Raw genomic sequence first — 21,666 nt, forward strand, 5'->3', positions numbered from 1 at the left:
CGCACGGCCGCGGCGGTAGCGTGGCGGCGGTGAAGGGATTCGCGCGGCGGGAGTTCCAGCTCGTGCTGCTCCGCCGGATGGCCGACTACCAGCCCGGCCTCGTCGAGGACGCGATGCGCGCGCTGGACGCGTCCCGCACCGAGATGCGGGAGGTCAACGCCCGCTGGCAGCGCATCCTCCGGTCGCGGACGTTCCCGCGCGGGCAGCGCCGCTACGAGGCCGTCCTCGGCCCGCCCGGCGCCGTCGAGCAGCGGAGCATCGGCGACGTGACCTGCGAGATCGCCTGGTGGACGGGGCTTTCGCTGTGGCCGGGCCTGCGCTTCGAGATCATGATGGCCCCGGACGGCTCCGTCGCGCACGAATGGCTCGTCCGCGACGACGGCGTCCCCATGCCGCGCCTCGACGGCGTCGACGACCTCGTCCCGTGGTCCTGCGTCGTCGGCGACGTCGCCGCACGCTTCGGAACCGTCGCCCACCAGGACGGCGACGCCCCCAGCCGCTGGCACGCCACCCTCACCACGCCCGACGGTACGTTCGCGGCCCATTTCGTCTGGGGCCTGCTCCAAACGGTCGACAGCGTCTGAACATTGGGCACGTTTTGGCGGTTCGCGGCAAAGGAGATTGCGCGGCCGTTCCTACCGTGGAGGAATGCCCGAGGTCACCGAGCACGCCCCCGGGACCGCCGCCTGGACCCAGCTGACCAGCCCGGACGTGGGGGCGTCCAAGGAGTTCTACCGCGGCGTCTTCGGATGGGACTCCTACACGCTGACCCTGGGCGCGTGGGGCGACAACGAGATCTTCACGCTCGACGGCGCGCAGGGCCCGGAGGTCGCCGGGCTCAACTCGCTCACCGACGACACGGAGCCCGCGTCCTGGACGTGCTACTTCCGCGTCGAGAACCTCGATGCCGCGCTCGACGCCGTCGGCGGCGCGGGCGGCGCGGTGAGCGTCGAGCCCACCGACGTCGCCGACCTCGGGCGCATGGCGCTGTGCTCCGACCCGCAGGGCGCCGACTTCGCCCTCTGGCTGCCGTACAACCTGGCGGGCGCCGGCGTCATCGACGAACCGGGCGCGACGTGCTGGGTCGAGCTGGCCAGCACCGACGTCCAGGACGCGCGCCGCTTCTACGGCAGGGTGTTCGGCTGGACGGCCGTCGACCGCTCCTACTACGCGCCGTCCTACACCAACTGGAAGATCGGGGACTGGTCCGTGGCCGGGATGCTGCCCATCGAGAGCTGGTGGCCGGAGGGTTTCCCGCCGCACTGGATCCCGTACTTCTGGGTCGAGGACTGCGACGCCACCGCCGGCCGTGCCGCCGCGCTGGGTGCGACCGTCCACGTCCCGCCGACCGATATCCGGCCCGGCCGGTTCTCCGTCATGACCGACCCCGCCGGCGCCCGGCTGGCCGTCATCACCCCGGACGTCTCCGGACGGCCCGCCGCACCCGCCCGTCCTTGATCACGTGGCGGGGGCGCCGGTGCGCGTCGCCCCCGCGGGCCAGATGACCTGCACGTCCATCTTCTGCCTCCGGGCGTACTCGACGACCTCGGCGGTGCCGCCGCGTCCGCGCGCGGGCGCGCCGTCCCAGACGGCGATGAGGCGGTCGACGCGCGCCAGCATCGCCAGCCCGGCCTCCCGGTAGGGGCCGGGGCCGGGCCTTGGATGCCGCAGCGGCAGCACCACCGCGGCGCGGGCCTTCAGCTCCTCGAAGCCGCGCCGGGCCCGGGCGCCCAGCGCGGCGGCGTAGCCGGTGGCGGGGACGATGACCTCCAGGCGCCCGCCGAGCTCCAGGACGGCGCGGGCGAAGATCTGGTCGGCGCCGTCGGCGAGGCACGACACGCCCACGATGTCCCGCGTGCCGTGGTCCCGCAGCAGCTCGCGGATCGCCGCGTCCACACGGGCGGTGGTCGTCTCGTCGAGGTCGCGGTGTCCCGTGATGGCGATCCGCATCGGCTCCCCCGCCTTTCTGACGGGCGCCGGCCCGCCGCCCGTCGTAGCACGCCGCTGTCGTCCGCGCCGGTCGATTACGTCACACATGGGACGCCCACCAGAGGGTGTGTTCCCGCGAGATGGCCTCTTCGACCTCGTCCACGAAATGCGCCCAGGCGGGTTCCGAGTCCGGCCACTCGATCCGCGAGGCGATCTCGGCGAGTTCCTGCGCCGCGATGCCGTAGGCGGTGGCGAGCTGCTGGTGCTGCCGGGTCTGCACCCAGGCGAGGCCGCCCGCCGCGACGGCGCCCGCGATGCCCGGCAGGTCGAGCGAGAGCACGCCCACCGCCTCCAGGACGGCCGCGACCAGCCCGCACGCCTCCAGCGACGCCAGGAACACCGACCAGCGCGCGACGCTGCGGCCGTGCTGCATGGAGCGGCGGGAGTACCAGCGGTACTGGTCCTCGATCCGGCCGGCCCGGTAGGCGCGCCGGCGCACGTCCAGCGGGCGGCCGCGGAGCTCCCGCATCTCGTCGGTCACCTGGAGGCCGCCGCCGTCGGCGTCGACGACCAGGCCGCGCAGGTTGCCGCGGATCACCGCGAACCGGTGCAGCAGCAGCGACTCGGCGGCGCGGTCGTCCACGTCCTCCGCGCCGAACGGCTGCCCCGCCACGGCGAACCGCCACGCGAGAGTCTTGGCGGACTCGGCCGCCGCCCTCGACTCGTACCACTGCCGGTCGGGACGCTCGGTCAGCAGGTACACCTCGACGACCAGGCCCACGCAGAGCCCGGCGGCCGCCATCACCGCCGCCGCGTCGATCCGGCCCACCTCGACCGTGAGCGTGCCGAGGACGGCGGCCGTCAGCAGCGCGGCGAGCCGGAGCGCGGTCGCGGCGAGCAGCCGGTGCTGCCCTGCGGACGCGCTCGTGTCGGCTGCCCGGAAAAGGGCTGGATAGTGTGATTCGGCGAGTGCCTCCACACTTTGAGTGGAATGGGGGCTGTTGTCCGCGTCAAGGGTGTGTGCACAAATCCACACAGCTCACTCGAGGTTGTCCGGCTCCGGTCACCGGATCCCTGAACCGCGGGCGAGAAGTTCGCATCGGATCAGGAACTTTCGCCGATGTGCACCGGGCTCGAACTGATAACGGCACGGCCAAAATTCGAGACACGATGAGTGGGTTGTGGGACGCTGGCGGATGCGGCGAGTTTATGGTCTGCACAAAAGTTCGATGGTGCGGTATCCAAGGCCCGCCGTAACGTCGGCCCGCACGATAGTTGTTCTCGCGGACGGGCATAATGTCGCCACGCACTGTAGCCAAGGCCGGATGGACGATCATGAATATTGTTGAGGAAGCGGGCGCGCCGGAACTCGCCGACCTGCGGGAGATGACTCCCGAGGAGCTGGCTTTCGAGGCGGACGCCGCCCGCATCGTCGCACGGTTGACCAGAACCGATGAGAAGTCCGGCGACGGTTCGGAGGCAGTCCGGGTCGCGGCGTTCAACTCCTTCATCTGACATCTCATTACAGCAGTCATGCCTCCGTCAACACTGTTCCGCCAATTCGTGCTCAAGGTTCACGGCAGATGTGACCTGGCCTGCGACCACTGCTATGTATTCGAGCACGCCGACCAGGGTTGGCGGAGGCGTCCGGCCGAGATGACCGTGGCCACCATGGAGCGCGCGGCGGAGCGCATCGCCGACCACGCGCGCGGCCACGGTCTCGCGCGGGTGGGCCTCGTCCTGCACGGCGGCGAGCCGCTGCTGGCCGGCCCGCGCCACCTCGCCGCCCTCATCTCCGCACTGCGGGCCCCGCTCCTCGGCGTCTGCGACATCGACTTACGCGTCCACACCAATGGCGTCCTGCTCGACAAGCGGTTCTGCGACCTGTTCCGCGAGGAGAACGTCAAGGTCGGCATCTCGCTGGACGGCGACCGCGCCGCGAACGACCGGCACCGCCTGTACCGCGACGGGCGCAGCAGCTACGACAAGGTCGTCCGGGCCATCGAACTGCTCCGCGCCGACTATCCCGACCTTTACTCCGGCCTGCTGTGCACCATCGACATCGCCAACGACCCGATCGCCGTCTACGAGGCGCTCATCGCGCACGAACCGCCCGCGATCGACCTCCTCTGGCCCCACCACACCTGGGACAGCCCGCCGCCCCGGACGTCCCGGTCCGGATGGTCCCCGACCGCGTACGCCGACTGGCTCAAGATCATCGCTGACCGGTGGCTGGACGACGGCCGTCCCGTCCCGGTGCGGATCTTCGACTCGATCATCAGCGCGTCCCAGGGCGGGCCGAGCTTCACCGAGTCGCTCGGCCTGGAGCCCAGCGACCTGCTGGTCGTCGAGACCGACGGCAGTTATGAGCAGGCCGATTCCCTGAAGACGGCGTTCGACGGCGCCCCGGACACCGGCATGGACGTGTTCGGGCACTCCGTCGACGACGTCGCGAAGAACGCGGGCATCGAGGCGCGGCAGGGCGGGCTCGCGGCCCTGTGCGGCACCTGCCGGGAATGCCCGGTCGTCGCCACCTGCGGCGGGGGCCTGTTCGCCCACCGGTACCACGGCGACGGGTCCGGGTTCGCCAACCCCAGCGTCTACTGCGCCGACCTGTTCGCGCTGGTCAAGCACGTCCACGAGCGCATCGCCCGCCATCCGCACGTCCTGCCGCCCGACGTGGTGCGCGCCGTGGCGACCGGGCACGGCGACCGCGCCTCGATCGCGCGGCTCGGCGCCGCGCAGGCGATCGGCCGCCGCGCCGTGATCGCCGCGGTCGGGGGACGAGGGGCAGAGGACGGTGCGTCGCCGGGCTGGGACGCCGTGAAGCGCATCGGGGCCGCGAGCCCCGACGCCTACGACTGGGCGCTGTCGCATCCCTACGTGCGGGCCTGGGCGGTGGAACGCCTCCGCGCCCTGGACCGGCCCGGCGCCGCGGAACCGGACGGCGACGACGGGCTCCTCGCGACCGTCGCGTGCCTGGCCGCCATGCGGGCCTTGGAGAACATCACGCTGACCGTCCCGGTGCGGGACGGCGCCGTCTACTTCCCGGGCATCGGCCGCTACGCCGTGCCGGGCCGCCGGGAGACCACCGTCCGCGTCGACGCCGGAAGCCTTGAGGTGGACGGCGCCGGACCACTCGAACCCGTCCGCCTCCTGACCGCCGGGTGCTTCACCGTCGCGCTCGACGACCTCGACCCGTTCCGCGACTGCCACGACCACCCCGCCGCGCCGCGCCTCGACGCCGGTCAGTTCGCGCGGTGGCAGTCCTTCTTCCAGGAGGCGTGGACGCTGCTGGAGAAGGAGTACGCGGAGTACGCGCCCGCGATCGCGGAGGCGCTGACGACGATCGTCCCGCTCGACCCGCCCGCGTCCGGCGCCAGCGTCAGCTCCGCCGCGCGGGACGCCTACGGCTCGGTCGGGATCGCGCTGCCCGAGAGCCCCGCGATGCTGTGCCTGCTGATCCTGCACGAGTTCCAGCATGTGAAGCTCGGCGCCGTCCTCGACTTCGCCGACCTGTACGACAAGTCCGACGACCGGCTGTACCACGCGCCGTGGCGCCGCGACCCGCGCCCGCTGGAGGGGCTGCTGCAGGGCACGTACGCACACATCGCCGTCGCCGACTTCTGGCTCCGCCGGACGCGGTCGGACGACGCGGCCGCCGCGGCGGAGGCCGCCCGCCACTTCGCCGACTGGTACCCCAAGACGGTCACCGCGGCGCGCACGCTCCAGGACTCGGGCGCCCTCACCGGCCTCGGCGAGCAGTTCGTCGCGGCCATGCGCCGGACGCTGGAGTCGTGGGACCTCCCGCCCACCCCGGCGAATCGGTAAAACTCCACATTTGACGGGCTGTAATCTCCCCGGCCCTGCCGCTATACATTGATGGGACCCCGGAGGGGAGCGGCATGGCGGGGAGAATTCAGGCGGAGGAGAGACGCCCGTACTTCTTCCTGAGTTATGCCAGGTCGCGCTACCGCCCCGAAGACTCCGACCGCTGGGTGGCGAAGTTCTTCAACGACCTCTGCCATGACATAGGCCAGGCTACGGGCGCGCTTAATCCCGGCTTTATGGACAGGCAGATTCCGGTCGGCAGCGAGTGGCCCGATCAGCTCGCCGACGCGCTCGCGAACTGCCGCGTCTTCGTCGCGCTGTTCTCCCCGCCCTACTTCACCAGCGAGTACTGCGGCAAGGAATGGGCGGCGTTCCTGAACCGGTACCACGCGCAGACCGCCGGGCTCGACCGTCCGCCCGCGATCATTCCGGCCTGGTGGACGAAGATGGACATCAGCGAGATCCCCGAACCGCTCCACAGCATGCAGAACGTTCCACCGGAATTCCCGTCCGCGTACGCGCTGGAGGGCCTCTACGGGATCATGAAACTGGGCCGTTTCCGCGAGCAGTACAAGGAGACGGTGCTGCGGCTCGCCACGGTCGTGAAGGAGCGGGCGGCCGAATGCGCGCTGCCGTCCGGCGCCGTCCCGTCCCTGGCCTCGGTGCAGAGCCCGTTCGCGGACGCGGCGCCGGGGTCCAAGCGCCCCGCCGTGCGGCTCACCCTGGCCGCGCAGGCGATCGACGACCTGCCGCCCGAGCGGGACACCTACTACTACGGCCGGACGCCTCGCGAGTGGACGCCGTTCCGCGGCGAGGGGCACACGCTGCCGATCGGCTCGTTCGCCGAGCAGGTACTCAGCGAGCTCGGCCACCAGTCGATCGTGGAGACGGCCGACGAGCCGCCGCAGGAGCCGGCGGGCGCGCCCGGAGTGCTGGTCGTCGACCCGTGGGCGGTCAGGGACCGGGACCTCGGCAAACGGCTCCGGCAGATCGACCAGGACCCCGTCCATGTCCTGGCCCCGTTCAACTCCGACGACCGGCAGACGGCGGACGCCGCCGACGACCTCGGCGAGGACCTCGCCGAGGCGCTGCCGAACGGGTCCGCGCTGAAGGGCTCGGCCATGCGCGTCACGTCGCCCGCCGCGTTCCGCGACGCGCTGCCCAAGGCCGTCAACGAGGCGCTCACCCGGTTCCTGAAGACGACCAGCGTGCATCCGCCGCAGACTCCGCCGTCCATGTCCCGGCCCACCCTCAGGGACCCGGAGTCCTGAGGCGAGGAGAACACTTCATGACGAACCCAGCGAACCTGACGAACCCAGCGAACAGCACGATCACCCCCGGCGCGGCCGACAAGCCGGACGGCGGGACCATCGTCACCTTCTACTCCTACAAGGGCGGCACCGGACGGACGACCGCGCTCGCCAACGTCGCCTGGATCATGGCCGCCGCCGGGCTGAAGGTGCTCGTCATCGACTGGGACCTCGAATCCCCGGGGCTGCACAAGTTCTTCCATCCGTTCCTCGACCAGAACATCCTGACCTCGACGCCCGGGGTCATCGACATGCTGGACGAGTACTCCTGGGCGACGACGAACAAGCACGAGGACGACCAGCGCGACTGGCACCGCGACTACGCGAAGGTGCTGCGCCACGCGGTGACGCTGGAGTGGGAGTTCGAGGACGAGGGGACGCTCGACTTCATCTCCGCGGGGCGGCAGAACAGGAACTACTCGTCCCTCACCCGGGCCCTGGACTTCGACCACTTCTACGGCCGGCTCGGCGGCGGGCAGTTCTTCGACGCGCTCCGCGAGGACATGCGGCGGCACTACGACTACGTCCTGATCGACAGCCGCACCGGCTACAGCGACATCGCCGACATCTGCACGCTCCACTTCCCGGACGTCCTCGTCGACTGCTTCACGCTCAGCTACCAGAGCATCGACGGCGCCGCCGACATCGCCCACAACATCGACAAGCGCGACCATGTGCGGCCCATCCGCATCCTGCCGGTGCCGATGCGGATCGACTTCGGCGAGAACGCGAAGGTCGAGGCCGGGCGGGCGTACGCGCGGGGGCGCTTCGACCGCTTCCCGCGCGGCATGACCCGGCAGGAGGCCAACGGGTACTGGCTGTCGATCGAGATCCCGTACCGGCCGTACTACGCGTTCGAGGAGACGCTCGCGACGTTCGGCGACGCGCCCGGCTCGCCGAACTCGATGCTCGCGGCGTTCGAGCGGCTCACCAAGGTGATCACCGAGGGGCGGGTGGGCGAGTACCGGCCCGTCGAGGAGGACCTGCGCCTCGCCACCCTCGACCGGTTCACCCGGCGCGGCCCGACCGAGGTCTCCGACGTGCTGATCAGCTACGTCTCCGCCGACCGCCCGTGGGTCGACTGGATGGCGCTGGTCCTCGGCCGCGCCGGGTTCCGCGTCGACCGGCGCAGCGTGGACGCCGCGACGGGCGACGTCCCCGGCGACGAGCCGGGCGAGCACACGATCGTGCTGCTCTCGCCCGACGCGGTCAGCTCGCCGGACGCGCTGCGGGTGTGGGAGTCGCTGGCGAGCCGCACCGCGGCGCCGCAGCGCAGGCTGACGACCGTCCGGGTGCAGGACGCCGCGCTGCGGACGGCGTTCACCGACCAGCTGCCCCTCGACCTCACCGGGCTCGGGGAGCGCGACGGCGCCGAGGCCCTCGTCCGGGCGCTCGGCAGGCCGGGCTACACCTTCGACCATCCGGCCGAGCACTCGCGGGTGGGCCCGCGGTTCCCCGGCTCCGCCCGGACCGCGCCGGAGATCTGGAACGCCGACCGCCGCAACGCCGTGTTCACCGGACGCGGGCGGCTGCTCGAGGTGATCCGCGACCAGCTGCTCGGGACGACGCAGCGGATCGTCATGCCGCAGGCGCTGCACGGGCTCGGCGGCGTCGGCAAGACGCAGGTGGCGCTGGAGTACGCGCACCGGTTCAAGGCCGACTACGACCTCGTGTGGTGGATCAGCGCGCAGTCGGCCGACTCGATCCGGCTGGCGCTGGCGACGCTGGCCGAGCAGCCGCAGCTCAGGCTGCGCGTCGGGGAGAACATCGCGGACGCGGCCGGCGCCGCGCTGGAGGCGCTGCGGCGCGGCGAGCCCACCTCCCGCTGGCTGCTGATCTTCGACAACGCGGAGAACCCGGAGGAGCTGAAGCCGTACCTGCCCGGCGGGGACGGGCACGTCCTCATCACGTCCCGCGACCCGGCGTGGACGGAGCTCGCCAACCCGATCGCCGTGGACGTGTTCACCGAGGAGGAGGCCGCCGAGCACCTCGTCCGCCGCGTCCAGGACATCTCCGAGGAGAGCGCCCGCAAGATCGGCACGGCGCTCGGCTACCTGCCGCTCGCGATCGAGCAGGCCGCGGCGTGGCTCGCGTCGACGTTCATGCCGGCGGGCGAGTACCTGGAGGCGCTGGAGAACGAGACGGCGTCCACGCTGGAGCGCAGCGCGGAGAGCTTCCCGCAGTCGGTGGCGATGACGTGGAGCGTCACGTTCCGGCAGCTGCGGGAGGCGTCCCCGGCGGCGGCGCGGCTGCTGGAGCTGCTCGCGTTCTTCTCGTCCGAGCCGATCTCGCTCGACCTGGTCTACAGCGACGTCACCGCCGGCATCCTCGCCGCCTACGACGAGACCGTCCGCGACACGCTGGTGATCGGCAAGCACGTCCGGGAGATCAGCCGGTTCGCGCTGGCGAAGGTCGACCAGGGCAACAAGTCGATCCGGGTGCACCCGCTCGTCCAGGCCGTGATCCGGCACGGGCTCGACCCGGAGCTGACCGACACGACCTGCCACGACGTGCACAAGATCCTGCTGGGCGCGCGGCCGAGCCACGGCGACACCGACGATCCGGGCAACTGGCCGAACCTGGAGGAGATCCTGCCGCATGTGAAGCCGTCCAGGGCGGCGAGCTGCGACGACGAGGACGTCCGGCAGATGCTCACCGACCTCGTCCGGTACCAGTGGAAGCGCGGCGTGTTCGACAGCGCGATGGCGGCCGGGCAGGAGCTGGTCGCCGAGTGGAGCGGCAAGCTCGGCGAGGACCACTGGCAGTGGCTGTTCCTGCGGTCGCAGATCGCGAACGTGCTGCGCTCGCAGGGCAACTTCCAGGAGGCGTACGACCTCGACCAGGACGTCCTGGAGCGGCAGCGCAGCTCCCCGACGCTCGGCCCGACGCACCCGCACACGCTGATCACCGCGGGGAACCTGGCGGCCGACATGCGGGCGATGGGCGACTACCGCGGCGCGCTCGCGCTGGACCTGCAGACCTACGAGCAGGCGGGCACGCCGTGGGGGGAGGAGCACCCGCGCACGCTGATGATCGCGCACAACCTGGCGGTCGACTACCGGCTGACCGGCGACTGGGAGAGCGCCTACCGCTACGACACCGAGACGCTGCGGCTGCGCCGCGCCCAGCTCGGCGACGACCACCCCTACACGCTGTTCACCGAGGCGAACGTGGCCCGCGACCTGCGCGAGGCGGGCCGGTACGACGAGTCCGTCGTCCAGCTCCGCGACGTGTACCGGCGGTACGTGGACGTCCTCGGCGACCAGATCCTGGACACGCTGCGGACGGGCAAGAGCCTCGCGGTGTCGCTGCGCCGCGCCGGGCTGCGGGAGGAGGCGCTCGCGCTGGCGGAGGACACCTACGCCCGCTACCAGCGGCATTTCCCGGAGTCTCCGGACACGCTGCCCGCCGACCTGGAGGTCGCGGCGTGCATGGGCGAGCTCGGCGACCTCGTCGGGGCCCGCGACCGGACGCGCGCCGTGCTCGCCCGGCACCGGGCGCAGATGGGCGACGAGCACCCGTACACCGTGATGATCGAGAACAACCTCGGCTGCTACCTGCGCTACACCGGCGACCTCGACACGGCCGTCGCGCTCACCGCCAAGACGTCCTCGCTGCTCGTGCGGCTGCTCGGCCCCGGCCATCCGCTGGTGCTGCTCGCGGCCGTCAACCACGCGAACTGCCTCGGCGACGCGCGGCGCTTCGAGGACGCCGAGGCGCGCGAGCGGGACGCGCTCGCCGGCCTGGTCAGGGTGTACGGCGAGGACCATCCGGACACGTGCTTCTGCCGCGGCAACCTGTCGGTCACGCTGGAGGGCATGGGCCGGGTGTCGGAGGCGCGGGAGCTGCGGGAGCGGGCCGTCGCCGGGCTGCTGAGGCTCGGCGAGCAGCGCCCGCATCCGCTGATCGCGGCCGTCCGCGACGGCCTGCGCGTCGACCGCGACTTCGAGCTGCACCCGGTCTGACCGGGGCTGGTTCCGTTCCGGGTGCGCCCAGTCTGACCGAGGCTAGTTCCGTTCCGGGTGCGGCGCGGCCGGGCGGGCCAGCCACGACAGGACGTCCGGCAGCACGTTGAACGCCGCGAAGTGCGCCGATCCGGGCTGGACGACGACGGTCGAGGACGGGATCCGGTCGGCCAGCCAGCGGGAGTGCCCGGCGGGGGAGAAGGTGTCGTTCGCGCCGTGCCACAGCATGGTCGGGACGACGATGTCGCCGAGCTCGAACCCCCACGGCGCGCAGAACGCCAGCAGGTCGTCGATCCAGCCGTCGGCGGACGTCCGGAACGCCTCCTGGAACGTCTCCAGGAGCAGCCTGCGCATCCCGGACTCCAGGACGACGCGCCGGTCCGACTGGGTCAGCTCGGCGAAGAGGTTCGCGACGTGCCGCGCCGGGTCGGCCCGGATCCGGTCGGCGATGGAGCGCAGCCGGTCGGCGACGAGCGGCCCCTGCCCCCGCACGGCCATGTACTCCCTGGTGTTGGACGCCGCCATCCCCTCGAACCAGTCCAGGCCCTCCGCCTCGGCGGGCGCGAGGCCGACCAGGGCGGCGGCGCGGGTGGCGCGGCCGGGCAGCAGCGCCGCGCACGCGAGCGCGTGCGGGCCGCCGCCGGACCGGCCGAGGACGGCGAACCGCTCCAGGCCGAGGACGTCGGCGAGCAGCCGCACGTCGTCGGCGATGTCGGCGACAACGCGCCCGCGCCTCCGGTCGGAGCGGCCGTAGCCGGGACGGTCGAAGCTGATGAGCCGGATCCCGCGCTGGTACAGGACCATGGGGCGGGGGATGGGTCCGAGCCTGCTGCCGGGCGTGCCGTGCAGGAGGAAGACGGGAAAACCGGTCGGGACCCCCCATTCGTCCACGGCGAGTTCTCGTCCGTCCGCCGTGGAAACGACCCTCGTCAAGACAGTCCTCCGTTCTCCGGATCCCCGGAGTGCACCGGCGCGTAACCGTCCCCTGTCCCCGCTTCTAACTGATCAGCTCCACACGCGTCAACCCGGTGGGTCACACCCACTGTGTGCAGAATTGTTGACAATTTGGGCGACAAGGGTGAGGGTGTGGGGCCATGAGCGACGACACCCCGTCCAGCCCCCTGCTCGTGATCAGCGCGCACGCGGGCGACTTCGTGTGGCGCGCCGCGGGCGCGATCGCCCTGGCCGCCTCGCGCGGCGACCGCGCGAAGGTCGTGTGCCTCAGCTACGGCGAGCGCGGCGAGTCCGCGCGGGCCTGGCGCGAGGGCAAGGGCCTGGACGAGATCAAGGCGCTGCGGCGCGGCGAGGCCGAGGCTGCGGCGGCGGAGCTCGGCGCGGAGATCGAGTTCCTGGACGCCGGCGACTACCCGCTGCTGGAGACGCCGGAGCTGGTGGACCGGCTCGTCCGGGTGTACCGGGAGTTCGAGCCGGCGGTCGTCCTCACGCACACGCTGGCCGACCCGTACAACGGCGACCATCCGGCGGCCGCGCGGATGGCGCTGCAGGCGCGGGTGCTGGCGCAGGCGATCGGGTACGACGCGCCCGGCGACCCGCTCGGCGCGCCGCCGGTGTTCTTCTTCGAGCCGCACCAGCCGGAGCAGTGCGGCTTCAAACCGGACGTGCTGCTCGACATCACGCCGGTGTTCGAGCGCAAGCGCAAGGCGATGGAGCGCCTGCCCGCGCAGGTCCACATGTGGGAGTACTACACCGAGCTGGCGAAGCGGCGGGGCGTGCAGCTCAAGCGGAACGCGGGCCCGAACCTCGGGCTCCCGCACGACACGATGGCCGAGGCGTACGTCCGGCTGTACCCGCAGACGACGGCGGTGCTGGCGTGAGAACGATCGTCGTCACGAACCCGCCCCGCGCCGACGCCGCCCTGACCGACGCGCTCGCCGGGCACGGGGTCGCGACCGTCCACGAGGCCATGGGGCGGACGGGTTATCTCGGGCCGTCGATCCGTCCGGTGCACCTGGGCTCCCGGATCGGCGGCTCGGCGGTGACGGTGCTGTCCTGGCCGGGCGACAACCTGATGATCCATGTCGCGGTCGAGCAGTGCCGTCCCGGTGACGTGCTGGTCGTGGCGACGACGTCCCCGTCCACGGACGGGATGTTCGGCGAGCTGTTCGCCACCGCGCTCCAGCACCGGGGCGTGCGCGGGCTCGTCATCGACGCCGGAGTACGGGACGTGGCCGAACTGCACGCGATGGGCTTCCCGGTGTGGTCGGCTGCCGTCAGCGCGCAGGGGACGGTGAAGGCGACGCCCGGCTCGGTGAACGTCCCGGTGACGATCGGCGGGCAGGTGATCAGGCCGGGCGACACGATCCTCGCCGACGACGACGGGGTGCTGTGCGTGCCGCGCGAGGACGCGGCGAGCGCGGTCGCCGCCGCCCAGGCCCGTGCCGAGAAGGAGGAGGCCACGCGGGAGGCGTTCCGGCGCGGCGAGCTGGGCCTCGACCGCTACGGGCTCCGCGCCCGGCTCCCCGAGCTGGGCATCGAGTACGTCGAATACGAGGGTTCATGAACGGCGACGGCGTGCGCTGCATGATCATGCGTGGCGGGACGTCCAAGGGCGCCTACTTCCTGGCGGACGACCTGCCGCCGTCCGTCCCCGAACGCGACGACCTGCTGCTGCGCGTCATGGGCACGCCCGACCCCCGCCAGATCGACGGGATCGGCGGCGCGCACCCGCTCACCAGCAAGGTCGCCGTCGTGTCCCGCCCGGACGCCCCGGACGCCGACGTCGACTACCTGTTCCTCCAGCTCGGCGTGGAGGACCCGACCGTCACCGACCTGCAGAACTGCGGCAACATCCTCGCGGGCATCGGCCCGTTCGCCGTCGAACGCGGGCTGGTCGAGGCGGACGGCGAGCGCACGAGCGTCCGCATCCGCATGGTCAACTCGGACGGCGTCGCCACCGCGACCTTCCCGACGCCCGGCGGCACCGTCGACTACGACGGCGGCACCGCGATCTCCGGCGTCCCCGGCACCGCCGCCCCGATCCTCCTGGACTTCGCCGGGACGGAAGGATCGTCCTGCGGGGCGCTGCTGCCCACCGGCCGCCCCCGCGACGTGATCGACGGCATCGAGGTGACCTGCGTCGACAACGGCATGCCGGTGGTCGTGGCCGCCGCGTCGTCCTTCGGCGTCACCGGCTACGAGACCCCGGACGACCTGGCCCGCCTGCGCGACCGCGTCCAGTCGCTGCGGCGCCGGGCCGGTGAGCTGATGGGCCTCGGCGACGTCTCGGACGCCTCGGTGCCGAAGACGACCCTCGTCGCGCCGCCCCGCGACGGCGGCATGATCTGCACGCGCACGTTCATCCCGCTGCGCGTCCACGCCTCGATCGGCGTGCTCGGCGCCGTCACCGTCGCGACCGCGCTGCTCGTCGACGGCGCGGTCGGCCGCGACCTCGCCGAACTCCCGCCGCCGGGCGAGCCGATGAGCATCGAGCACCCCACGGGCCGCCTGGACGTGGCGGTCGAGCTCGACGGCACGTCCGTCCGGCGGGCGGGCGTCGTCCGCACGGCCCGGAAACTCTTCGACGGCATTGTCTTCCCGCGGAGCCGCACATGACCATCAAGCATGAGATCGCGCACGTCGCGCACGTCGAGCTGCTGACGCCCGAGCCGGAGAAGAGCCTGTGGTTCTTCACCCGCGTCATGGGCCTCACCGAGAACGGGTCCGAAGGCGACTCGGTGTACCTGCGGACCTGGGACGACTACGAGCACCACACGCTGAAGCTCACCGCGCACAGCACGTCCGGCATCGGGCGGACGGGGCTGCGCGCGTCCTCCCAGGAGGCGCTCGACCGGCGCGTCAGGGCCATCGAGGACGCGGGCCTCGGCGTCGGCTGGCGCGACGGCGACCCGGGCCTCGGCCCCACCTACGTGTTCCGCGACCCGGACGGCCACGAGCTGGAGATCTACTGGGAGTCGGAGTGGTACCGGGCGCCGCCCGAGCTGGCTCCGTCGCTGAAGAACCAGGCGCAGGCGTACCCGGCGCTCGGCGTGTGCGTCCGCCGCCTCGACCACGTCAACTTCCTCGCCGCCGACGTCGAGCCGTCGACCGACTTCCTGCGCGACGTCCTCGGCGGCCACCCCACCGAGCAGATCCGCCTGGACGACGGCGCCATCGCCGGACGCTGGGTCACCTTCACCAACAAGTCGTACGACCTCGTCTACACCCGCGACTGGACGCGCAGCCACGGCCGCCTGCACCACATCGCGTTCGCCACCGACACCCGCGAGGACATCCTCCGCGCCGCCGACATCTTCCTCGACAACGGCGTCTTCATCGAGACCGGCCCGCACAAGCACGCCATCCAGCAGACGTTCTTCCTCTACGTCTACGAGCCGGGCGGGAACCGCGTCGAGCTGTGCAACCCGTGCGCGCGCCTCATCCTGGCCCCCGACTGGAAGACCATCACCTGGACCGAGGCCGAGCGCGCCAAGGGCCAGGCGTGGGGCCTGAAGACGATCGAGTCCTTCCACACGCACGGAACCCCGCCCGTCGATTCCTGAGCGGGGCTCGCAGGACCTCCTCCACCGCGGAAAACCCTTGGCGCTCGCCGGTTCTCCGCGGCTACGGTGCGCTTGCCGCAAAGGGACGATCTTGTCCGGCGGCGGTCGTCGTCAGAGAGAAAAGGAGGACTCCCGATGACAACCACATTCCTTGCGCTTCCCAAGGTTCGCAACATCGGGATCATGGCGCACATCGACGCCGGGAAGACGACGACCGCCGAGCGCATCCTGTTCTACACCGGCGTGTCCCGCCGCATCGGCGAGGTGCACGACGGCGCCGCCGCGCTCGACTTCCTGAAACAGGAGCGCGACCGCGGCATCACGATCACGTCCGCCGCGACGACCTGCCACTGGACGGCCGACGGCGCCGAGCACACGATCAACCTGATCGACACGCCGGGGCACGTCGACTTCGGCATCGAGGTCGAGCGGTGCCTGCGCGTCCTCGACGGCGCCGTGGCGGTGTTCGACGGCGTCGCGGGCGTCGAGCCGCAGTCGGAGACGGTGTGGCGGCAGGCCGACCGGTACGGCGTGCCGCGGATCTGCTTCGTCAACAAGCTCGACCGCGCCGGGGCCGACTTCCACCGCTGCGTGGACATGATCCGCGAGCGGCTCGGGGCCGTCCCGCTGGTCATGCAGCTGCCGATCGGATCCGAGGACGGGTTCGAGGGCGTCGCCGACCTCGTGTCCGGGCGGGCGCACGTCTGGCCGGACGACACCCACGTCGTCGTGGACGTCCCGTCCGGCATGGCCGCGGACGTCCGGCGATGGCGGGCCGCGCTCGTCGAGACGGTCGCCGAGCACGACGAGGAGTTCATGGAGCTGTACCTGGGCGGCGCCGAGCCGTCGCAGGGGCAACTGCATGCGGCGATCCGGCGGCTCACGGTCGCGTCGGCGGTGACGCCGGTGCTCTGCGGCAGCGCGTTCAAGAACAAGGGCGTCCAGCCCCTCCTGGACGCGGTCGTCCGCTACCTGCCGTCCCCGCTCGACGTCGCGACCGCTCCGGACGACGGCGCCCCGCTCGCCGCGCTCGCTTTCAAGATCATGAGCGACCGGTTTCTGGGGCGGCTCACGTTCGTCCGGATCTACGGGGGACGGCTCGTGTCCGGCGCCTCGGTGCTGAACAGCGTCCAGGGGGCGAAGGAGCGCATCGGCAAGATCTACCGCGTCCACGCGGGAGACCGGGAGGAGATCGGGTCGGCGGGCGCGGGCGACATCGTCGCGGTCATGGGCCTCAAGCGGACCACGACCGGCGAGACGCTGTGCGACGAGGCGCATCCCGTGGTCCTGGAGTCGATGGACTTCCCGGACCCGGTGATCGAGGTCGCGGTCGAGCCGAGGTCGAAGGCCGACGTCGACAGGCTGGGCGCCGCCATCCGGCGCCTGGCGGAGGAGGACCCGTCCTTCCGGGTGCGCGAGGACGGCGGCCAGACCGTCATCGGCGGCATGGGCGAACTGCATCTGGAGGTCCTCGTCGACCGGATGAAGGAGGAGTTCCACGTCGAGGCCAACGTCGGACGGCCGCGCGTCGCCTACCGCGAGACCGTCCGGCGACGTGTGGACAAGGTCGGCCACCTGCACCGCAAGCAGTCGGGAGGAAAGGGCCAGTACGCGAAGGTGCAGATCACCGTCGAGCCGATCGCGGACGGGTACGAGTTCGTCAACCGGGTCACCGGCGGGCGGATCCCGAAGGAGTTCATCCCGTCCGTGGACGCGGGCTGCCAGGACGCGATGCAGGCCGGCGTCCTCGCGGGCCACGAGCTGACGGGCGTGCGGGTCGTCCTGCTGGACGGCGACTTCCACCCCTACGACTCGTCCGAGCTCGCGTTCCGGATCGCCGGTTCGATGGCGTTCAAGGAGGCCGTCCGCCGCGCGTCCCCGGTGCTGCTCGAACCGGTGATGGCCGTCGAGGTCACCACCCCCGAGGAGCATCTCGGCGCGGTCATCGGCGACCTGAACGCCCGGCGCGGCCGGGTGGAGGGCGGCGGTGAACGCGGCGGCGCACGGGTCGTCCAGGCCCTGGTGCCGCTGGCGGAGATGTTCGGCTATGTCGGCGATCTTCGCAGCATGACGTCGGGCCGCGGCGTGTTCACGATGCGGTTCGACTCCTACGCCGAGGTCCCGCCCTCGGTGGCCCAGAAGATCATCGCCGCCGGATGAGCCCAGGCCGGGGGCCGTACCCCACGTGCGGTCCCCGGTCGGCGCGCGGATCCGCCGCCCTGGGCACAAATCCGCGCGCCGTTATTTGTGCGGCGCACGGCCGGACGCGGCGGCGCCCCCGGCGCTAGTCTCGGCCGGGTCGGGGCGTCCGGTCCCGCCGATCCGCGAGGGGGAGACAGCAGGTGTTCGAGTCCGTGCTCGTGGCGAACCGCGGGGAGATCGCCGGCCGGATCGTCCACACCGCCCGCGCCATGGGCGTGAAGGCCATCGCCGTGCACTCGGACGCCGACGCCGACCTCCCGTTCGTCGCGGAGGCGGACGAGGCCGTCCTCATCGGCCCCGCCGACCCCGTGCGCAGCTACCTCAACGTCCCGGCGATCCTGGAGGCCGCGCACCGGACGAACGCGCAGGCCGTCCACCCAGGGCACGGGTTCCTCGCCGAGGACGCCGAGTTCGCCCGCGCCGTCGCCGGGCGCGGCCTCGTCTGGATCGGCCCGCCGCCGCTCGCCGCCGCCCGGATGAGCGACAAGATCAACGCCCGGAACCTGATGAAGGAGGCGGGCGTACCCGTCGCGCCCGGCGTGTGGGAGCCCGTCCCGGACGCCGACACCGCCGTCGAGGAGGCGGAGCGCATCGGCTACCCGGTGATGGTGAAGCCCGCCGCCGGCGGTGGCGGCATCGGCCTGGCCGCCGCCCGCGACGAGGCGGGCCTGCGCGCGGCGTACGCGACGGCCCGCGCCCACGCCGAACGCCTCTTCGGGCACGCCGACGTCCTCCTCGAACGGTACGTGGAGGGCGCCCGGCACGTCGACGTGCAGGTTCTCGGCCTCGCAGACGGGACCGTCCTCGCCCTCGGCGAGCGGGACTGCTCCGTCCAGCGCCGGCACCAGAAGGTCGCGGGCGAGACCCCGTCGCCCGGCGTCACCCCGGAGCTGCGCGAACGGATGCTCGCCGCCGCCGTCCGCGCGGGCGAGGCGGTCGGCTACCGCGGCGCCGGCGCCGTCGAATACCTGGTCGACCCCGCCGCGCAGGAGTTCTACTTCCTGGAGATGAGCACCCGCCTCCCGGCCGAGCACCCGATCACCGAACTGGTCACCGGAATCGACCTGGTCGCGCAGCAGTTCCGCATCGCCGCCGGGGAGCCCGTCTCGTTCACGGACGCGACCCCGCACGGCCACGCCGTCGAGTTCCGCGTCCTCGCCGAGGACCCGCGGGACTTCCGCCCCGCGACCGGCGAGATCACGGTGTGGGAGGAGCCGGTCGGCGACGGCATCCGCATCGACGCCGGATACGCCGAGGGCACCGCCGTCACCCCCCACTACGATCCGCTGCTCGCCACGCTGAGCGTCCACGGCGACGACCGCGACCACGCGCTGCGCCGCGCCAGGGCCGCCGTCGACGCGTTCCACATCGAGGGGCCGCGCACCAACCTCGCCTTCCTGCGCGAGCTGCTCGACCGTCCCGAGTTCGCGGACGGAACCTACGACACCGGGCTCGTCGGCCGCATGCGGGCCCCTCGCTGAAAGGACCGGCCGTGGAGACCTACTGCGACCGCTGCGGCGAACCCGCCGCCGACGGCGACCACGCCGCCTGCCGCGCCGCCCGCGAGATGGAACCGCCCCGCTACTGCCCGCGCTGCCGCCGCCGCATGATCGTCCAGGTCACGCCCCTGGGCTGGACGGCCCGCTGTTCCCAGCACGGCGCCCTGTCCCAGCACGGCGCCCTGTCCCAGCACGGCGCCCTGGACGGCGGTCCCGCGTCCTAGAGGGCGAGCGCGTAGGTCAGCAGGTCCACGCCGGGCGCGGGCGCCCAGTCGCGGTCCGGCGTGCGGACGAACCCCATCCGCTCGTACAGGCGATGCGCGGCGTCCATGTTCCGCTGCGTCGACAGCCGCAGCCCGCTGAGCTCCGCGGCGCGAGCCCGCGTCACGCACTCCAGCACCATTGCGCGCCCGGCCCCTCTGCCGCGCGCCTTCTCCCGGACGGCGAGCATCCGGAACTCCGCCTCGCCCGGCCCGGCCAGCTCCGCGTAGGGGCTGCCCGGCGGGCAGTACGCCACGGCCCCGCCGACCTCGCCGCCGATCTCGGCGACGAGCAGCTCGGACTTCTCGGCGCGTCCGGTGGCGTCCCGGAGCGTGCTCACATACGGGGACGCGGCCGACACCAGCCCGCCTGCGACGTACACCTCTACGGTCAGTTCGCCGATCAGCTCATACTCGTCCGCCCGCGCTTCGCGAACGATCACCGCCTCAGACACCGAACCAGGTTATCCGCCACCATCAGCGACAAATCCGGCAGCCCGCGGCCGGAGCGGTCAGGTGATGTCCTTGCAGGTGGTCTCGGTGGGGAGGAGGGGGCGCAGCCGGACGGAGTACGTCTTGCCCTCGCTGCGCCAGGTGACGTCCGGCTTGGTGGCGGGGACCTTCTCGGACGGCGCCAGCGTGCAGATGGCGCCCGCCGCCTGCTCGCCCTCGCCGAGCGGCCCGAGCGGCCACTTCTTGACGGTGCCGCCGCTCGTCTCGCCCGCCAGGACGGCCGTCTTCGACGGTTCGTACGGCCTGGGCGGGGCGGCCTGGTCGGACGGCGCCCAGCCGTTCGGGTCGAGGCGCTTGAGGAACGCCGCCTCCGGCCCGCCCTGGGACTCGGGCTGGACGATCCGGGTCGTCGCGTCGCCCATGGTGAACACGATGGTGATCGCGTCCATGATCTGCTGGTCGGAGCCGACCATGTGGGTGCGGCCGAGGCCCGCCTTGCGCGCCTCGTCCTGGAGCCGCTGGAGCGCCTCCGGTTTGAGGCGGTACTCCGTCAGCGGGGCCTGCGGCCCGTCGGCCGCGACGATCGCCCGCCCGGTCGAGTAGAGGGAGAAGTCGGGGACGCTGCCCGGGCCGCCGAAGCCCGCGATGCCGCCCGTCTTGCGCCAGCGCAGGACGAGCTTCTCACCGGCGGGGGAGTCGCCGGCGGGGGACGTGGCGGGGGACGCCGATGTGGAGGGCGCGGGGGACGACGGCGACGGCCCGGCCGTCTCCGATCCGCCGCAGGAGGTCAGCGCCGCGCATGCCGCGACGGCGGACACCGACACCCAGCGGGAACGTGTGTAGGGACCGGCCATGACGCTTGGACGCCCCGCCGCCCGGTCCGGTTCCGCCCGCCGACAAATTCCGGCGCCGAAGACTGTGGGGTTCGGCGGGCGTCCCCGCCCCTGGCCCGCGCTAGGGTGCCGCTTTGTGAGTGTTGTCGTGGTCACCGGGACGTGCACGGGAGTGGGGAAGACCGTCGTCACCGCGGCGCTGGCCGCGGTCGCCGCCGTGCGCGGCGCGTCCGTCGCCGTCGTCAAGCCGGGCCAGACCGGCGTCCGCGACGGGGAGCCCGGCGACCTGGACGAGGTGCGGCGGCTCGCCGGCCTTGACGACGTGCACGAGTTCGCCCGGTTCCCCGACCCGCTGTCGCCCGCCGCCGCGGCCCGGCGCGCGGGCGTCCCGCCCCTCCGGCTGGCGGACGTGGCCAAGCGCGTCCGGGACCTGTCCGCCGACCGCCGGCTGGTGCTGATCGAGGGGGCGGGCGGCCTCCTCGTCCGCTACGACGACGAGGGCGCCACGATCGCCGACCTGGCCCGCTGGCTCGGCGCCGCCGCGGTCGTGGTGACCCGTCCGGACCTCGGCACCCTCAACCACACCGCGCTGACGCTGGAGGCGATGGCGCACCGCGGCGTCCAGCTCGCCGGCGTCGTCATCGGCGCGTGGCCGGACGACCCGGACCTCGCGATGCGCAGCAACGTCCGCGACCTGGAAACGATCGCGGCTCGACCGCTGTCGGGTGTAATGCCCGCGGGGGCCGGTGCGCTGGACCCGGCGGAGTTCCTCCTGGCCGCGCACCGCGGCCTGGCCCCCTCGTTCGGCGGCTCGTTCGACGCCGCCGCGTTCCGCGACAGCCACGGCCTCGACAAGGAGTAACA

Annotated in this window: 19 protein-coding genes; 14 read left to right on the forward strand and 5 right to left on the reverse strand. The window is 72.5% G+C overall.

The features are described from left to right. Nucleotides 1-29 precede the first annotated feature (29 nt). Nucleotides 30-584, forward strand: coding sequence for a hypothetical protein (locus tag E1287_RS03805; protein WP_243718581.1), 555 nt, complete (start codon nucleotides 30-32; stop codon nucleotides 582-584). Between the two features lie 64 nt (nucleotides 585-648). Next, on the forward strand, nucleotides 649-1,458 hold the full coding sequence (locus E1287_RS03810; protein WP_131963392.1) for a VOC family protein: 810 nt from the start codon (nucleotides 649-651) through the stop codon (nucleotides 1,456-1,458). Here E1287_RS03810 and E1287_RS03815 read toward each other — a convergent pair whose 3' ends face one another. Both E1287_RS03815 and E1287_RS03820 read right to left on the reverse strand, forming a co-directional pair. Continuing rightward, entirely contained in the window at nucleotides 1,459-1,950 is a 492-nt protein-coding gene (locus E1287_RS03815) for a hypothetical protein (RefSeq protein WP_131963393.1), read from the reverse strand. A 79-nt stretch (nucleotides 1,951-2,029) separates the two neighbouring features. Then, on the reverse strand, nucleotides 2,030-2,908 hold the full coding sequence (locus E1287_RS03820) for a DUF4231 domain-containing protein (protein ID WP_165968866.1): 879 nt from the start codon (nucleotides 2,906-2,908) through the stop codon (nucleotides 2,030-2,032). Nucleotides 2,909-3,264: 356 nt separating this feature from the next. Here E1287_RS03820 and E1287_RS03825 point away from each other — a divergent pair, with 356 nt between their 5' ends. From E1287_RS03825 to fxsT, 4 genes are all read left to right on the forward strand, one after another. Beyond that, the gene (locus tag E1287_RS03825) at nucleotides 3,265-3,444 is read left to right on the forward strand and encodes a hypothetical protein (RefSeq protein WP_131963395.1); all 180 of its coding nucleotides are present in this window, start codon (nucleotides 3,265-3,267) and stop codon (nucleotides 3,442-3,444) included. Nucleotides 3,445-3,462: 18 nt separating this feature from the next. Beyond that, nucleotides 3,463-5,760: an FxsB family cyclophane-forming radical SAM/SPASM peptide maturase gene (locus E1287_RS03830; RefSeq protein WP_131963396.1), complete on the forward strand. Its 2,298-nt coding sequence runs from the start codon at nucleotides 3,463-3,465 to the stop codon at nucleotides 5,758-5,760. Nucleotides 5,761-5,834: 74 nt separating this feature from the next. Next, nucleotides 5,835-7,031: a TIR-like protein FxsC gene (locus tag E1287_RS03835; RefSeq protein WP_131963397.1), complete on the forward strand. Its 1,197-nt coding sequence runs from the start codon at nucleotides 5,835-5,837 to the stop codon at nucleotides 7,029-7,031. A 17-nt stretch (nucleotides 7,032-7,048) separates the two neighbouring features. Continuing rightward, a complete protein-coding gene (gene fxsT / locus E1287_RS03840) occupies nucleotides 7,049-11,035 on the forward strand; it encodes an FxSxx-COOH system tetratricopeptide repeat protein (protein WP_131963398.1) in 3,987 nt (1,328 codons plus the stop codon). 42 nt (nucleotides 11,036-11,077) lie between these two features. Here fxsT and E1287_RS03845 read toward each other — a convergent pair whose 3' ends face one another. Next, the gene (locus E1287_RS03845; RefSeq protein WP_131963399.1) at nucleotides 11,078-11,968 is read right to left on the reverse strand and encodes an alpha/beta fold hydrolase; all 891 of its coding nucleotides are present in this window, start codon (nucleotides 11,966-11,968) and stop codon (nucleotides 11,078-11,080) included. A 161-nt stretch (nucleotides 11,969-12,129) separates the two neighbouring features. Between E1287_RS03845 and E1287_RS03850 the strand changes: the two genes are divergently transcribed. The 7 genes from E1287_RS03850 (at nucleotide 12,130) to E1287_RS03880 (ending at nucleotide 19,480) form a co-directional block, all read left to right on the forward strand. Continuing rightward, nucleotides 12,130-12,870, forward strand: a complete 741-nt coding sequence (locus E1287_RS03850) for a PIG-L deacetylase family protein (RefSeq protein ID WP_131963400.1) — start codon at nucleotides 12,130-12,132, stop codon at nucleotides 12,868-12,870. Then, the gene (locus E1287_RS03855) at nucleotides 12,867-13,556 is read left to right on the forward strand and encodes a 4-carboxy-4-hydroxy-2-oxoadipate aldolase/oxaloacetate decarboxylase (RefSeq protein ID WP_131963401.1); all 690 of its coding nucleotides are present in this window, start codon (nucleotides 12,867-12,869) and stop codon (nucleotides 13,554-13,556) included. Before E1287_RS03850 ends, E1287_RS03855 begins: the two co-directional genes overlap by 4 nt. Next, nucleotides 13,553-14,608, forward strand: a complete 1,056-nt coding sequence (locus tag E1287_RS03860) for a 4-oxalomesaconate tautomerase (RefSeq protein ID WP_131963402.1) — start codon at nucleotides 13,553-13,555, stop codon at nucleotides 14,606-14,608. The genes E1287_RS03855 and E1287_RS03860 overlap by 4 nt, the downstream gene beginning before the upstream one ends. After that, the gene (locus E1287_RS03865; protein WP_131963403.1) at nucleotides 14,605-15,555 is read left to right on the forward strand and encodes a catechol 2,3-dioxygenase; all 951 of its coding nucleotides are present in this window, start codon (nucleotides 14,605-14,607) and stop codon (nucleotides 15,553-15,555) included. Before E1287_RS03860 ends, E1287_RS03865 begins: the two co-directional genes overlap by 4 nt. A 135-nt stretch (nucleotides 15,556-15,690) precedes the next feature. After that, on the forward strand, nucleotides 15,691-17,715 hold the full coding sequence (fusA, locus tag E1287_RS03870; RefSeq protein ID WP_131963404.1) for an elongation factor G: 2,025 nt from the start codon (nucleotides 15,691-15,693) through the stop codon (nucleotides 17,713-17,715). Between the two features lie 182 nt (nucleotides 17,716-17,897). Then, nucleotides 17,898-19,238: a biotin carboxylase N-terminal domain-containing protein gene (locus E1287_RS03875; RefSeq protein ID WP_131963405.1), complete on the forward strand. Its 1,341-nt coding sequence runs from the start codon at nucleotides 17,898-17,900 to the stop codon at nucleotides 19,236-19,238. A gap of 11 nt (nucleotides 19,239-19,249) precedes the next feature. Then, a complete protein-coding gene (locus E1287_RS03880; protein ID WP_131963406.1) occupies nucleotides 19,250-19,480 on the forward strand; it encodes a hypothetical protein in 231 nt (76 codons plus the stop codon). Here E1287_RS03880 and E1287_RS03885 read toward each other — a convergent pair. Beyond that, the gene (locus E1287_RS03885; protein ID WP_207933990.1) at nucleotides 19,477-19,971 is read right to left on the reverse strand and encodes a GNAT family N-acetyltransferase; all 495 of its coding nucleotides are present in this window, start codon (nucleotides 19,969-19,971) and stop codon (nucleotides 19,477-19,479) included. The genes E1287_RS03880 and E1287_RS03885 overlap by 4 nt on opposite strands. A gap of 57 nt (nucleotides 19,972-20,028) precedes the next feature. After that, nucleotides 20,029-20,823, reverse strand: coding sequence for a hypothetical protein (locus E1287_RS03890; protein ID WP_131963407.1), 795 nt, complete (start codon nucleotides 20,821-20,823; stop codon nucleotides 20,029-20,031). A gap of 115 nt (nucleotides 20,824-20,938) precedes the next feature. Here E1287_RS03890 and bioD point away from each other — a divergent pair, with 115 nt between their 5' ends. Continuing rightward, nucleotides 20,939-21,664, forward strand: a complete 726-nt coding sequence (gene bioD, locus E1287_RS03895; protein ID WP_165968868.1) for a dethiobiotin synthase — start codon at nucleotides 20,939-20,941, stop codon at nucleotides 21,662-21,664. The last annotated feature ends 2 nt before the right edge of the window (nucleotides 21,665-21,666 follow it).

The sequence above is a fragment of the Actinomadura sp. KC06 genome, assembly GCF_004348735.1.
GTDB lineage: Bacteria > Actinomycetota > Actinomycetes > Streptosporangiales > Streptosporangiaceae > Spirillospora.

Bases quoted from the DNA above. Each gene is read 5' to 3' on its own strand.
- E1287_RS03810 (WP_131963392.1), top strand. From the start codon at position 649: ATGCCCGAGGTCACCGAGCACGCCCCCGGGACCGCCGCCTGGACCCAG.
- E1287_RS03815 (WP_131963393.1), bottom strand. From the start codon at position 1,950: ATGCGGATCGCCATCACGGGACACCGCGACCTCGACGAGACGACCACC.
- E1287_RS03825 (WP_131963395.1), top strand. From the start codon at position 3,265: ATGAATATTGTTGAGGAAGCGGGCGCGCCGGAACTCGCCGACCTGCGG.
- E1287_RS03830 (WP_131963396.1), top strand. From the start codon at position 3,463: ATGCCTCCGTCAACACTGTTCCGCCAATTCGTGCTCAAGGTTCACGGC.
- E1287_RS03835 (WP_131963397.1), top strand. From the start codon at position 5,835: ATGGCGGGGAGAATTCAGGCGGAGGAGAGACGCCCGTACTTCTTCCTG.
- fxsT (WP_131963398.1), top strand. From the start codon at position 7,049: ATGACGAACCCAGCGAACCTGACGAACCCAGCGAACAGCACGATCACC.
- E1287_RS03850 (WP_131963400.1), top strand. From the start codon at position 12,130: ATGAGCGACGACACCCCGTCCAGCCCCCTGCTCGTGATCAGCGCGCAC.
- E1287_RS03860 (WP_131963402.1), top strand. From the start codon at position 13,553: ATGAACGGCGACGGCGTGCGCTGCATGATCATGCGTGGCGGGACGTCC.
- E1287_RS03865 (WP_131963403.1), top strand. From the start codon at position 14,605: ATGACCATCAAGCATGAGATCGCGCACGTCGCGCACGTCGAGCTGCTG.
- fusA (WP_131963404.1), top strand. From the start codon at position 15,691: ATGACAACCACATTCCTTGCGCTTCCCAAGGTTCGCAACATCGGGATC.
- E1287_RS03890 (WP_131963407.1), bottom strand. From the start codon at position 20,823: ATGGCCGGTCCCTACACACGTTCCCGCTGGGTGTCGGTGTCCGCCGTC.